Here is a 13,783-nt window from a genome sequence, read left to right on the forward strand (position 1 = left end):
CGTTACTTGCTAGCGCTGTCGGGCAGCGCATAGGCGATGATGTAGTCGCCCACATCCGGGGAATGGCTCATCCCACCGGCGGAGATGACCACGTACTGTTTGCCTGTGGCGGGTGACTTGTAGATCAACGGAGCCGCCACTGCGCCAACCGGCAGGCGCGCTTTCCACACCTCTTTACCGGTTGCCGAATCGAGTGCACGCAGGTAGTAGTCCTGGGTACCGGCAAAGAACACCAAGCCGGACGCGGTCGAGGTTGGGCCACCGAGTGTCGGCATACCCAGGGGGATCGGCATCTTCGTCTTGATACCCAGAGGCCCGGTGTCCTGGACGGTTCCCAATGGAACCTGCCAGGCCAGCTTCTGCGTGTTCAGATCGATCGCGCTCATGCTGCCAAAAGGCGGGTTGTTGCATGGCACGCCCAGTGGCGACTGCAGAATGTCGATTCTGATACCACCATAGATACCGGCAACTTGCGGACGAATTGTGCCCATGAAGCCTGGTACTTCATCAGTCGAAACTTTGAATTTCTTGGTGTTTTCCTTGGTGACCAAGGACATTCGCAGCGGCACACGCATGTCATTGACGAACATCATGCCGGTGTTTTCGTCGATGGAGATGCCACCCCAGTTCATGCCACCCAACAAGCCTGGCCATTCGATATAGGGCTTTTCAGTTGGCGGCGTGAAGGGTCCAACGTAGACCGAGTCCTTAAACATGATTCGGCAATAGAGTTGATCGAAGGTACTCACGCCCCACATGGACTCTTCCGTCAGTGGCTCGGCACCGATCACCGGCATGCCAACCGAGTACGGCTGCGTCGGCGACAGGTGCTCGCCTTCGGCTGCTGGCGAGGTCGGTACTGGACGCTCCTGAACTTCAGTCACCGGCTTGCCGGTACGCCGATCCAATACAAAGATATGACCGGTCTTGGTGGTCTGGATCAGCACCGGGGTGGTCTCGCCCTGAGCATTCTTCATGTCATAAAGAACAGGCTGCGAAGGCAGATCGTAGTCCCACACATCGTGGTGGACGATCTGGTAGACCCATTTGGCCTTGCCTGTGGACGCGTCGACGGCGACCACTGCCGAGCCGTATTTTTCCTTGGCCTGGTTCCGATCACCCCCCCAATAGTCGGGTGGGCCGTTACCGGTTGGCAGGTAGACCAGGTTCAACGCTTTATCGTAGGTCGGAATGGTCCATACGTTCGGCGTTTCGAGCGAGAACTGATGATCGTCGGCGGCTGCATCTGCGCTCTCAGGCGCGCCTACATCCCAAGCCCATACCAACTTGCCGGTGAGCACGTCGAACGCCCGCACAGCGCCTGAAGGCTCGTTTGCGACGATATCGCGTACCCAGCCACCCACGACGGTCAGGTGGCCCATGACCACCGGCAGCGAGGTTGGGTGATAGCGCTTGCTGTTCTCTGTCGGGCCCATGCCTTTCTTGAGGTCGACATAGCCGTTGTCGCCAAAGCTTGGGCACAGCTCGCCGGTGTGGGCATCGAGCGCGAACAAGCGGGCGTCCACCGACGACACCAGAATGCGCTGGCGGCATTGCTGGTCGTTGCTGTACGACGCCTTGACCTCGGCCGTGAGACTGTCGTCCTTGTCGATATCGTAGTAACCGACGCCGCGGCAGGTTACGTGCTCTTCACTTTTGGCATGCGGATCGAACTTCCAGATCGGCTTGCCTGTGTCACCGTCGAGCGCTGTAATCAGATTTTCCGGGGTGCAGGAGTACAGAACACTGCCAATCTGCAGCGGGGTGTTTTCGTCCACACCCGCGCCCGCGCCAGTGGTTCTGCGGCCTGTTCTGTAAGTCCAGGCAACCTGCAGCTCATTGACGTTTTCCGCAGTGATTTGCGTGTAGGGTGCAAACCGGGTGCCCGACGCATTGCGGCCAAAGAACTCCCAGTTTTCCGGGGCTGATTGGGATGCCTTCGAAGCAGGCATGGCCGTCGTAGCCACTGGGTTGGAGATCGCACCGTGCGGAAAAAACGCCGCAACAAATGTAGCGATCAGTCCCAGGAACACGGCAAAACCAAAACGGTTAGCCAAGCGCTGCGTGCGCAAGGAAGTGCCAGCAAGTGCTGCACTTACCCACAGACTAAGCGTGAGAATAACGGCCGGAACGACCAGGCGCGGAAGCAATTGCCAGTAACTGAACTGGCGTACCTCGTAAAAGGCCCAGACACACGTCGCCAGGAATATAACCACAGAAAGTGCAAGGCCAAGTCGCTTGCGAAGTAGATAAAGTGCAGCTAACAGCAAATACGCCAGGCCTGCTATCAAGTAATAACTTGATCCGCCCAACGCCAGCAATTTGATCCCGCCATAGATCAATGCAAGCGCCACGATAAAAGCCAGCAAAGAAAACAGCACCCTTGCGACGTCACTGATTGAGCGTCTTCCCTTATGGGAAAGATTGTCGTCCGTCATATGTAAATATGCCCTGTTGGTGAATACAGAACGGCTCCCACAGAAGGTGAGCAAATCGGCCGAATGATCGGACCGTCCTGTATCTGGCTACGCGTGGTTAGTTCAAAATCCCTATGCACTACCCTGCCGAGGCAAGTAAGCATGGAAGATCAGCGGCGCACATTGCCGCCAATACGTTTAGGCCCGGATGCTGACGTTAGGTCGCCGCAACCCGGCAGTCTGGAATCGAAACTCGACGCGAGTTCGATATTCAAGATGGAGTCAAGGCGGCCGCTACCGGTTTGGATAGATAGCTGCGCGCCCTGACTCTAGGGACAGTTTATCGCGATGGCCTTTGGGGATAATTCCAAAAGACTGGAAAACAATGTTGATGAAACAGTAACAATCCGGCGACTCGCTGGGTTAACTCAGCCAACTCGAGTTGAGCAATATGAAGCTGAGCATCATCCATAATACGAGTGCCAGATGGGTTAACTGCAGGCCCTCCTGGCGTATCCAGTAACCAAACCAGAGTCCTCCCAGCAACATGGCGAAAATAGAACCCAGCGCTGCACTCAAGGAAAGATTCAGCCACGACCGAGCGACTTCCAAGCTATCGCCAAATACAAGGTTGTAGCAGCCCGTCCACGCGCTGACGACTGCTGCCAACTGCAGCAACACAATGATCGACAGGGCCAATTTGTGCAGAGCAGGAGAGTCCATGCTTCGCTTGAGCAACGGAATATCGATCCGCGGGTGCTGCTTGAGCGGAGCCATCGACAGGGTGGCGCCAACGGCCCCCACCGAAGCGGAAAACGCCTGAAGGTTGTTGATCAGAGCAATACTCAGCCACAGGCTGAACCCCAGGAAGTGGACAGCCAGAAAAAACAGCTGCGAGGTTTCCGTATCCATCACAAGTCCTTGCACATTAATTATTGAGAGGCCATTGCCTGCTGGAGCTGCGTGCTGGTTGCAGGCGTTCTCCAAGCGAGTGCTTTGTACAGATCGACGACATTTCGATAAGACGCGGTTTCTGCCTGGGAGATGTCCTGGCGCATTCGGAGCAACTCGCGCTGGCTTTCCAGCACTGCCTGATAGCTGCCCGATCCGCTGTCATAACGCCGACTGGCGATATCGAACGAAACCTCGGCATGCCGGGCTGAACGCACCAGGGTTTGCAGGTGCCGCTGATGCTCGGTGAGCTGCACAATCGCCCCTTCCACCTCTTCGATAGCGAGCAGGAGCACCTGCTCGAAGCGTTCGGTTTCAGCCTCGGACAATGCTTGCGCAGCGCGCAGACGCGCCCGAACGCTCCCTAGATCAAACGCCGGCCAGGTCACCCCGGGGGTCAGTTCGAACGCGCGCGAGGCGCTGCCGACATCAGCATTGCGTAAGGCAAAAAAACCGATAAAGCCGCCAAGACTGAGTCGGGGATAGAAATCTGCGGTTGCCGCGCCCACTTCCTCGACCCGCGCCGCCAGCAGCCGCTGAGCGCGAATCACATCAGGACGATTGAGAATCAGGGCATTCGGATCCCCGAGTGGCATCTGCCGGGCCAATGGTAGTGGTGGCGCGTCCTCAAGCGGCACAGGAGCACTGCCTGGACGCCGGCCAGATAGCACTTGCAGGCGATACAGGTTTCTTTGCAATCGGCCCTGGAGTGGCGCAATCGCCGCCTGCGCAAGCAGCAACTTGCTCTGGGCGCTTTCACGGTCTTCAGGCAAGCCACTGCCCAGCAGCATCTGTGCTTCGACCATGCGCACAGTCTCCCCCCAACTGCGCACTTCATCATTGGCCAACAATAATTGCTGGCGCAAACCTTGCGCCGCGAAATAGGTCTGCGCCACTTCAGCGGCAATGCTCAGTTGCACCTGTTCGACATCGGCCTGCGACGCTTCGACTCGTGACTGCGCAGCGCTGCTCAAATGATCGAGACGGCCAAACAGATCCAGCTCCCACTGCACGTCGAGCCCTGCTCGCCATGATTCGGACAAACTGCGCTGCGGTCGAGTGTCCGGCGCTTCCCGTTGCTCAATGCTGCGTTGATAGGTGAGCTCGCTGGTAACCACCGGCAGTCGTTGCAGCGCTTGCTCATCGAAGTTCGCCCGCGCCAGCAACAGGCTCGCTCGGGCCTGACGTACATCGCGGTTGTGCGCCACAGCGGTAGCGATCAGTTGCTCCAGCTGAGCATCGTCGAAAAACGTCCACCAGGCTGCGTCAGGTTGTATGGCCGTGTTTGCAAACTCCCGCACCTGGGGACTGACGTATTCGATTGGCGCCACCTGCGGGGCCTTGCCTTCGGGGCCGACCGAGCAAGCAGCAAGGCTCAGCAGCGCACTCAGCAGGACCGGATAACGTTTCAGGTTGTTCATGGTCGCTCCTCAGGCAGCACGGATGCCAAGACGCCGTTCGGCTTCTTCAAGTTGCTGTTGGCGCGGGCTGTGGACTCGGTGATCCCGCGCCAGCCAGACGTAGATCGTCGGCAGTACAAACAGGGTGAACAGGGTCCCCACCACCATGCCACAGACGATCACCACGCCAAGGCCGAAACGGCTATTGGCTCCCGCCCCACTGGCAAACAACAGTGGCACCACACCAAATGTCATCGCCGCCGTGGTCATCAGTACCGGACGCAAGCGAATCTGCGCAGCGCGAACGATTGCTGCCGTTCGATCGAGGTTTTCACGAACCTGTATCTCGTTGGCAAACTCCACCATTAAAATGCCGTGCTTGCTGATCAGGCCAATCAGGGTAACGAGGCCTATCTGGGTATATATATTGAGCGTGGCCCAGCCCAGTGCCAGTGGCAGCAAGGCGCCGCAAATGGACAAGGGCACCGTCACCAGAATGATCAGTGGGTCCATCAGGCTTTCATACTGCGCAGCAAGCACCAGATAGATCACCACCAAGGCGGCAAGAAAAGCCCACATCAAGGCAAAGCCTTCCTGCACGTATTGACGGGATTCCGATTGCCAGTCATGACTGAAGCCCGGCGGCAACTCGGCAGCGAGCTGCTGCAAAAAATCCACGGCCTTGCCCATTGAGACACCGGGTGCGGCTATCGCCTGCAGCGTGCTTGCATTCTGCTGATCGAACTGCAGCAAGCGGTTTGGCGCCACCGTCATTTCCAGGCGCACCACCACCGACAGCGGCACAAGTCGACCGTCACTGGCACGCACGTATTGACGGGCAAGCGCCGCGGGGCTCAATCGCTGATCATGGATGCTTTGCGGAATAACGTCATAGGAACGGCCATAGAGCGCGAAACGATTGATGTACTGCTCGCCGACCAACACGCCAAGCGACTCGCCGATATCCTCCATGCTGATACCCAGGCTGGCAGCCTTGGCTCGGTCGATGCTGATTTTCACCACCGGATTGTTGTAGTCCAGGTCGCTGTCGACCATGCTGAACAGGCCACTCTCGCGAGCACGCTGCTTGAGCGTTTCCATAGTCTGATACAGCACGGGGTAATCCTGAGCGCTGCGCAACACCATTTGCACGGGCAAGCCACCGCTGGAGCCTGGTAGCGAAGCCACCTGGAAAGCGAAAATGCTGCTGCCCTCGACGTCACTCGCCGCATGCTGCAGCTCTGCCTGAATCTGCGCCGCCGAGCGCTTGCGCGCTTCCCAGGTCGTCAGGTTGATACCGCCGAAACTGCTGGCCGGTCCATCCGTCCCATTGATGATCCAGGTGTCGGTGGTTTCCGGAATCGACTTCATGACTTGATCCAGCTTGCTGGCGAAGCGTTCCACGTATTCAAGGTTGGCATGCTGGGGCGACTTGATTGCAGTCAGCACCGCCGCCTGATCTTCCGGTGGCGCCAGCTCGCGCTGCGGCAACTGGTACAACCAGGGCAGGCTCATGCACACCAGCAACGCCACACCACCGCTGATCCAGCGCCTGGAAAGGGAATGGCCAAGTGCCTGTCCATAAACCGCCGCCAGCCCTCCAAAGAGCTTCTCGGCCAACTTGGCCATTGGTCCATCCTGCTGACCCGGTTTGAGCAACAGCGAACTCATCACCGGCGACAAGGTGAGCGCCACCACCCCAGAAACGATTACTGCACCCGCCAGAGTCAGGGCGAATTCGCGAAACAGCGTACCGGTCAGCCCGCCGATCAAGCCGATCGGGGCGTATACCGCCGCCAGAGTCAGGGTCATGGCGACCACCGGACCTGCGATTTCACGCGCACCGGCCAAGGCAGCGGCAACCGGCGACTGACCCTCCTCGATATGCCGATGAACGTTTTCAACCACGACGATGGCGTCATCCACCACCAAACCGATGGCTAGCACCATCGCCAGCAAGGTCAGCAAGTTGAGGCTGAAGCCAAACATCAACATCAACCCCGCAGCCCCCAGCATCGACAGCGGAATAGCCATCACCGGTATCGCCACGCTACGCAGCGAGCCCAGACACAGCCAAATCACCACAACCACAATCAGCATCGCTTCGAGCAGTGTGCGAATTACCTCGTGGATCGAAGCCTCGATAAAGCGCGCCGTCTCGTAGGCCAGTGCAACAGTTACCCCAGGAGGCAGGGTTTTCTCGATCTGCGGCAGCAGCTCACGAATGCCATCGACGATGACCAGGGGGTTGCCCGACGGTGTGGGGAAAAGTCCCAGATGCACTGCCGGCTTGCCATCCATCGTTGCACTGGTCTGGGTTGCGGCAGCATTGAGCTCGACGGTGCCCACATCACGCAGGCGCACAAGATCGGTACCGTCGTTGCGGATGATCAAGTCGCGAAATTCTTCGACGCTGGTCATATCGGTATCGATACTGATGTCGGCAAGTACGTACTGCCCGCGAACCTGCCCCGGCGTGGCCTGGTAGTTATTGTTGCGCACGGCTTGAGCGATATCTGCGGCCGTTACCCCACGCCCCGCCATGCGCTCGCTGTCCAGCCACAAACGCATGGCCAGGTTCTGCCCGCCAAAGGTCTGCACCTTGGCAACACCCTCGATGCCTGAAAACTGCGGCTCGACCACGCGTGAGAGGTAATCGCTCAGTTCCGGGGTCGACAATGTATCGCTGGCAAAGCCTACGTAGGCCACCGCTGTCGAGTCGCCCGCGGATAGTTCCACGACCGGGTCGTATGCCTTCTCCGGCAACCGGTAGCGCACCTGGTTCACCTTGGCCATGGTTTCGGCCAGGGCTTGGGTCGAGTCCCGATTGAGGGTCATGCGCAGGGTGATCAGGCTGCGCCCCTGAAGCGACGAAGAAGATAAGTAATCAACGCCCTCCACCGAGGACACGGCCTGAGTGATCGGCTGAGTGATAAAGCCTTGCATCAACTCGGCGGACGCCCCCGGGTACTGCGTGGTGATGGTGATGGTCGAACTTTCGAGCAGTGGGTACTGACGAACGGGTAGTTTGGCCATGGCGAACAGCCCCACCAGCACGATCAGACTGCTGACCACCAACGCCAGCACCGGGCGACGAACGAACAGGTCAGTGAACCTCACGACGGTGCTCCCCGACGGCGCGTTGCAGAGTGTCCTCGGCCACCGTTTCAACGTGCATGCCATCACTGAGTTTGAGCTGACCGGAAACGACCACCCGATCACCTTCCTTCAATCCCGAACTGACCTCTATCTGTCCCTGCCAGCGCTCCCCCGTGGTGACCCCGGTGCGACTGACGACAATGCCGCGCTCATCATCCTGGGTAGCGATGAATACCGTTTGCCCGTAAGCGGTGTAGGTTATCGCCGTCTCAGGCACGGCAAGCACCGAAGACGGTCGCAGCGCATTGAGACGGACACTTGCATACATGCCGGGCTGCAACTGCCCATCCGGATTGGCCAGGGTTGCCTGCACCTGCACCTGGCGTGCCTGGCTGATCATCGGATCGACCGCCGTCACCTCGGCGGACAACTGCCGCTGTGCAAACGCATTGACCGCAAGTGCCAACGGTTGTCCGACGCGCAGCACTGGCGCATCTTGCTCATCCAGCGAGAAATTGACGTGCAGATAACGTGCGTCCACCAAGCTGACAACGGCTTCGCCAGCATTCAAATGCTGCCCCAGGTGAACTCGACGAATTCCGACCGTTCCAGCAAAAGGTGCACGGATCGCCTTTTGCGCAATCAACGCTTCGATCTGAAGCAGCTCTCCCTTGGCCACCTCCACAGCGGTCGACGCGCTCTCAAACTGCTCCTGCGTAGCAACATTTTCTGCTCGCAGCTTGCGTGTACGTTGCAACAACGTCTCGCTGTTATGCAATTTGGCTCGCAATTGCACACGCTGGGCCTGCTCCGGCGCGTCGTTGAGCTGGACCAGCAACTGCCCAGCCTTGATCACTTGCCCGGATTCGAAGGCAATGCGAGTGATACGACCCGCCGCCTCCGCCGCCACCAGAACCTGGCTGGCGGCTTCCAACTCTCCTGCGGCAAGGGACTGGCGTGGAATATCCAGGCGCACGACCTTGGCCAGTGCCACCTTGGTTGCCGGCCACGCAGCAAGTTCCTGCTCTGCCGAACGGTTGCCAGTAAATGCATACACACTGGCCAGTCCGCCGACCACTGCGGCACCCACAGCCAAATACATCCTTTTGCCCATGCCTTGCTCCGATCCTCAGGGGTGTGCTCACTGCCAGTTGCAGGAAAGATCGGAGCGGACTATAAAACCTCAACTTAACTTGAGGTCAACAACTGTGGCGGGGAAAGAAAGAACGGATAGCTCGCGGTCACTCACCATCGGTGAAGTGGCCAGACGCAGCGGTGTGGCTGTTTCCACCCTGCACTTCTATGAGTCCAAAGGTTTGATCGCCAGTACGCGAAGCGCCGGCAATCAACGGCGCTTCCCAGCCTTGGTGCTACGCACCATCGCCATTATCAAAGTGGCGCAACGCACCGGTATTCCACTGGAGGAGATCAAAAACGCCATCGGTAAGTACCCACCCAACAGCAAAGTGACGGCGGCTCAATGGGGGGAAATGTCATCAGCCTGGCGAGAAGACTTGAACGCCCGCATCCGCACCCTGGAAGCGTTGCGCGACAGCCTGGACAATTGTATCGGCTGCGGCTGCCTGTCCCTGGATGACTGCCCGCTGCGCAACCCTGATGACGCCTTGGGCAAAGAAGGCCCAGGGCCGAGAGTCCTGGAAGGCGAAGGTATACGGCGTTGTTGAGCTGCGGATTTAAGGCCTGTCTCGGTGGCGTGCAAGACGAGGCTTGTTTGCCTCATCAGCGCCACCCGCGCACCGGCGACTCACTACCGCAGAGTGAAAAAAGAGGACCAGCGGGGCTAGGCACATTTTAAGTTGTACGATAACGTATCTCTACTCGAGTACCACTGCGTTTCCCAATGTGTCCTACAGGGTGTTCTACAACAATGAATCCACAAGAACTGAAATCCATCCTCTCCAGCGGCCTGTTGTCTTTCCCGGTCACCGACTTCAATGCCCAGGGCGACTTCAACCGCTCGGGCTACATCAAGCGCCTGGAATGGCTGGCCCCATACGGCGCCAGCGCCCTGTTTGCAGCCGGTGGTACCGGCGAATTCTTCTCCCTGGCTGCCAGTGAATATTCGCAAATCATCAAAACTGCGGTCGACACCTGCGCCACCAGCGTGCCGATTCTGGCCGGTGTCGGCGGATCGACCCGTCAAGCCATCGAGTACGCGCAAGAAGCGCAGCGCCTGGGCGCCAAAGGCCTGCTGCTGCTGCCGCACTACCTCACCGAAGCCAGTCAGGACGGCGTTGCCGCCCACGTTGAAGCGGTGTGCCGCTCGGTGGATATCGGTGTGGTGGTTTACAATCGCAACGTCTGCCGCCTGAATGCCACGCAACTGGAGCAACTGGCTGAACGCTGCCCGAACCTGATTGGCTACAAGGATGGCCTGGGTGACATCGAGTTGATGGTGTCGATTCGTCGCCGCCTCGGTGATCGTTTCACCTACCTCGGCGGTTTGCCGACTGCCGAGGTCTACGCCGCGGCTTACAAGGCCCTGGGCGTGCCTGTGTACTCCTCGGCAGTGTTCAACTTCATTCCGAAAACCGCGATGGATTTCTATCACGCCGTCGCCCGGGACGATCACGCTACCGTGGCCAGGATCATCGACGAGTTCTTCCTGCCCTACCTGGACATCCGTAATCGCAAGGCCGGTTACGCCGTGAGCATCGTCAAGGCCGGGGCCAGGATCGCTGGCTACGATGCCGGCCCGGTACGTACGCCACTGACCGAACTGACAACCCAGGAGTACGAGATGCTGGCCGCGCTGATCGACAAGCAGGGTGCGCAATAACGGCTGACGCACCCTGGCGGCCAAGGGTCGCCGGAGCCGAAGCCTGAGCGCTTCGGCTCCACACAACCAGAACCCCGCACAAAAATAATTAGTGGGAGTACATCTGCATGCAAGCGACTAAAAAGACGCATGTACGCTATCTGATCCTGTTCATGCTGTTCATCGTGACCACGATCAACTACGCCGACCGAGCCACCATTTCCATTGCTGGCTCCAGCTTGCAGAAGGATCTGGGTATCGATGCGGTCACCCTTGGCTACATCTTCTCGGCTTTCGGTTGGGCGTATGTGCTGGGACAGATTCCCGGTGGCTGGCTGCTTGACCGCTTTGGTTCAAAGAAGGTCTACGCTCTGAGCATCTTCACCTGGTCTGCGTTTACCGTACTGCAAGGCTTTGTCGGCTATCTGCCGGTGGCCAATGCGATCATTGCTCTGTTCATGCTGCGCTTTCTGGTCGGTTTCGCCGAGGCGCCGTCGTTCCCTGGCAACGCCCGAATCGTCGCGGCCTGGTTTCCGACAGCCGAACGCGGCACGGCTTCTGCAATCTTCAATTCAGCGCAATATTTCGCCACCGTACTGTTCGCCCCGTTGATGGGCTGGATCGTTCACTCCTGGGGTTGGGAGCACGTATTCATCGTGATGGGGGTGCTGGGCATTCTGTTCTCCGTCGCCTGGCTCAAACTGATCTACAACCCCAAGGAACACCCGATGGTCAGTACTGCCGAGCTTGAGTACATCGAGCAGAACGGCGGCCTGGTGGACATGGACAAACCCAAGCAGGCTGGCAAGAGCGGACCGAAATGGGACTACATCAAACAGTTGCTCAGTAGCCGCATGATGCTCGGTATTTACCTGGGACAGTACTGCATCAACGCAATCACCTATTTCTTCCTCACCTGGTTTCCGGTGTACCTGGTGCAGGAGCGAGGCATGTCGATCCTCAAGGCCGGCTTCATTGCCTCCTTACCAGCGATCTGCGGCTTCGTCGGCGGAGTGCTGGGCGGGATAATTTCCGACCACCTGCTGCGCCGTGGCCACTCGTTGACCTTCTCACGCAAGACACCGATCGTTATCGGCCTGCTGCTCTCGACGTCGATGATCATCTGTAACTATGTCGATGCCGAATGGATGGTGGTCGCCATTATGGCCCTGGCGTTCTTCGGCAAAGGCCTCGGTGCGCTCGGCTGGGCAGTGGTATCCGACACCTCGCCAAAACAGATCGCCGGCTTGTCGGGGGGTATGTTCAACACCTTCGGCAACATCGCCTCGATTACCACGCCGATCATCATTGGTTACATCATCAGCGCCACCGGGTCGTTCAAGTGGGCACTGGTATACGTCGGCGCCAACGCCCTGGTAGCCGTGTTCAGCTACCTCGTGATAGTCGGTCCTATCAAGCGCATCGAACTGCGCGAAGATGCCAGCAAGAACGGTAATGCCCAGGCGCAACCAGCCAGCGGTACCCTGGCTGAATCCCGTCATTGAGTAAAACGCCTGCGACCGCGGTTGCAGGCCTGCTGATCAGCCTGAATAAAGTACAAGAAGGGCCAACCCATGCACATGATCGAACACGCTGACTCACCACGCTACGTACGCCTGCATGAACAGGACAACGTTGTTGTCGTGGTGAATGATCAGGGGGTCGCTGAAGGCAGCCGCTTTGCCGATGGCCTGACGGTGGTCGAAGGGATTCCGCAAAGCCACAAGGTGGCACTGGTAAACATCGCCAAGGGCGAACCGGTGGTGCGCTATGGCCAGGTAATCGGCTACGCGCTGCAAGACCTGGTTCAAGGTAGCTGGGTGAAGGAAACCCAGCTGGCCATGCCATCGGCTCCAGCACTCGACAGTCTGCCGATGTCTGACGCGGTCCCCGCTGCACTGCCGCCATTGGAAGGCTACACCTTTGAAGGTTACCGCAACGCCGACGGAACCGTCGGTACCCGCAACATCCTCGGTATTACCACGACAGTGCAGTGTGTGACCGGGGTACTGGATCATGCAGTCAACCGCATTCGCAACGAGTTGCTGCCCCGCTACCCCAATGTCGATGACGTGGTCGCCTTGACCCATAGCTACGGTTGCGGTGTGGCGATCAACGCCCGCGATGCCTACATTCCGATTCGCACCGTGCGCAACCTGGCCCGCAATCCCAACCTGGGCGGCGAAGCACTGGTCATCAGCCTGGGCTGCGAGAAGCTGCAAGCCGGGCAAGTGATGCACGAGGATGATGCTAGCGTCGACCTCAGCGAACCTTGGCTGTACCGCCTGCAGGACGCCAGTCATGGCTTCGGCGAAATGATCGAGCAGATCATGGCGCTGGCTGAAACTCGCTTGAAAAAACTCGACCAGCGCCGCCGCGAAACAGTCCCGGCTTCGGCGCTTATCCTCGGCATGCAGTGTGGCGGCAGCGATGCATTTTCCGGCATCACTGCCAACCCTGCACTGGGCTACGCCTCGGATCTATTGGTTCGCGCGGGCGCGACGGTGATGTTCTCGGAAGTCACCGAAGTACGCGACGCCATCTACATGCTCACCTCTCGGGCGCAAACGCCGGAAGTCGCGCAGGCGCTGGTACGCGAGATGGATTGGTACGATCAGTACCTGCAACGCGGCGAGGCCGATCGTAGCGCCAACACCACGCCAGGCAACAAGAAAGGCGGTTTGTCGAATATTGTCGAGAAGTCCCTGGGCTCGATCGTCAAATCCGGCAGCAGCGCCATCAACGGTGTGCTTGGCCCTGGCGAGCGTGTTACCGGCAAGGGCCTGGTATTCTGCGCCACCCCGGCCAGCGATTTTGTCTGCGGTACGCTGCAACTGGCGGCCGGGATGAACCTGCATGTGTTCACCACCGGGCGCGGCACACCTTACGGGCTGGCCATGGCACCGGTGGTCAAGGTCTCGACCCGTACCGAGCTTGCCGAGCGCTGGCCTGACCTGATCGACATCGATGCCGGGCGCATCGCAACCGGGCGCGCCAGCATCGAAGAGCTGGGCTGGGAGTTGTTCCACTACTACCTTGATGTAGCCAGCGGCCGCCAACAAACCTGGGCCGAACGCTACAAGCTGCATAACGACATAACCCTGTTCAATCCTGCACCCATCACCTGACAGCAAATT

Annotated in this window: 9 protein-coding genes; 4 read left to right on the plus strand and 5 right to left on the minus strand. The window is 58.8% G+C overall.

The features are described 5' to 3' along the window. Positions 1 to 2 precede the first annotated feature (2 nt). The 5 genes from D3Z90_RS22930 to D3Z90_RS22950 all read right to left on the minus strand — a co-directional run bounded on the left by D3Z90_RS22930 (position 3) and on the right by D3Z90_RS22950 (position 8,981). A complete protein-coding gene (locus tag D3Z90_RS22930) occupies positions 3 to 2,438 on the minus strand; it encodes a membrane-bound PQQ-dependent dehydrogenase, glucose/quinate/shikimate family (protein ID WP_136478181.1) in 2,436 nt (811 codons plus the stop codon). 402 nt (positions 2,439 to 2,840) lie between these two features. After that, complete coding sequence (locus tag D3Z90_RS22935; RefSeq protein WP_136478182.1) at positions 2,841 to 3,329, minus strand: DUF2165 family protein; 489 nt, start codon at positions 3,327 to 3,329, stop codon at positions 2,841 to 2,843. A gap of 20 nt (positions 3,330 to 3,349) precedes the next feature. Beyond that, entirely contained in the window at positions 3,350 to 4,789 is a 1,440-nt protein-coding gene (locus tag D3Z90_RS22940; protein WP_136478183.1) for an efflux transporter outer membrane subunit, read from the minus strand. Positions 4,790 to 4,798: 9 nt separating this feature from the next. Then, a complete protein-coding gene (locus D3Z90_RS22945) occupies positions 4,799 to 7,888 on the minus strand; it encodes a MexW/MexI family multidrug efflux RND transporter permease subunit (protein ID WP_136478184.1) in 3,090 nt (1,029 codons plus the stop codon). Then, entirely contained in the window at positions 7,875 to 8,981 is a 1,107-nt protein-coding gene (locus D3Z90_RS22950) for an efflux RND transporter periplasmic adaptor subunit (protein ID WP_136478185.1), read from the minus strand. The genes D3Z90_RS22945 and D3Z90_RS22950 overlap by 14 nt, the downstream gene beginning before the upstream one ends. A 136-nt stretch (positions 8,982 to 9,117) precedes the next feature. Between D3Z90_RS22950 and soxR the strand changes: the two genes are divergently transcribed. The 4 genes from soxR to garD all read left to right on the plus strand — a co-directional run bounded on the left by soxR (position 9,118) and on the right by garD (position 13,774). Continuing rightward, positions 9,118 to 9,552 (plus strand): redox-sensitive transcriptional activator SoxR, encoded by a 435-nt coding sequence (soxR, locus tag D3Z90_RS22955; protein WP_371922333.1) that lies wholly within the window; start codon positions 9,118 to 9,120, stop codon positions 9,550 to 9,552. A gap of 203 nt (positions 9,553 to 9,755) precedes the next feature. Beyond that, positions 9,756 to 10,667 carry a 5-dehydro-4-deoxyglucarate dehydratase gene (gene kdgD, locus D3Z90_RS22960; protein WP_136478187.1) on the plus strand — a complete coding sequence of 304 codons (912 nt, stop codon included), beginning with the start codon at positions 9,756 to 9,758 and terminating at the stop codon, positions 10,665 to 10,667. Positions 10,668 to 10,774: 107 nt separating this feature from the next. Further along, positions 10,775 to 12,151 carry an MFS transporter gene (locus tag D3Z90_RS22965; protein WP_136478188.1) on the plus strand — a complete coding sequence of 459 codons (1,377 nt, stop codon included), beginning with the start codon at positions 10,775 to 10,777 and terminating at the stop codon, positions 12,149 to 12,151. A gap of 69 nt (positions 12,152 to 12,220) precedes the next feature. Beyond that, on the plus strand, positions 12,221 to 13,774 hold the full coding sequence (garD, locus tag D3Z90_RS22970; protein ID WP_136478189.1) for a galactarate dehydratase: 1,554 nt from the start codon (positions 12,221 to 12,223) through the stop codon (positions 13,772 to 13,774). The last annotated feature ends 9 nt before the right edge of the window (positions 13,775 to 13,783 follow it).

The organism is Pseudomonas sp. DG56-2 (genome assembly GCF_004803755.1).
GTDB classification, from domain to species: domain Bacteria; phylum Pseudomonadota; class Gammaproteobacteria; order Pseudomonadales; family Pseudomonadaceae; genus Aquipseudomonas; species Aquipseudomonas auratipiscis.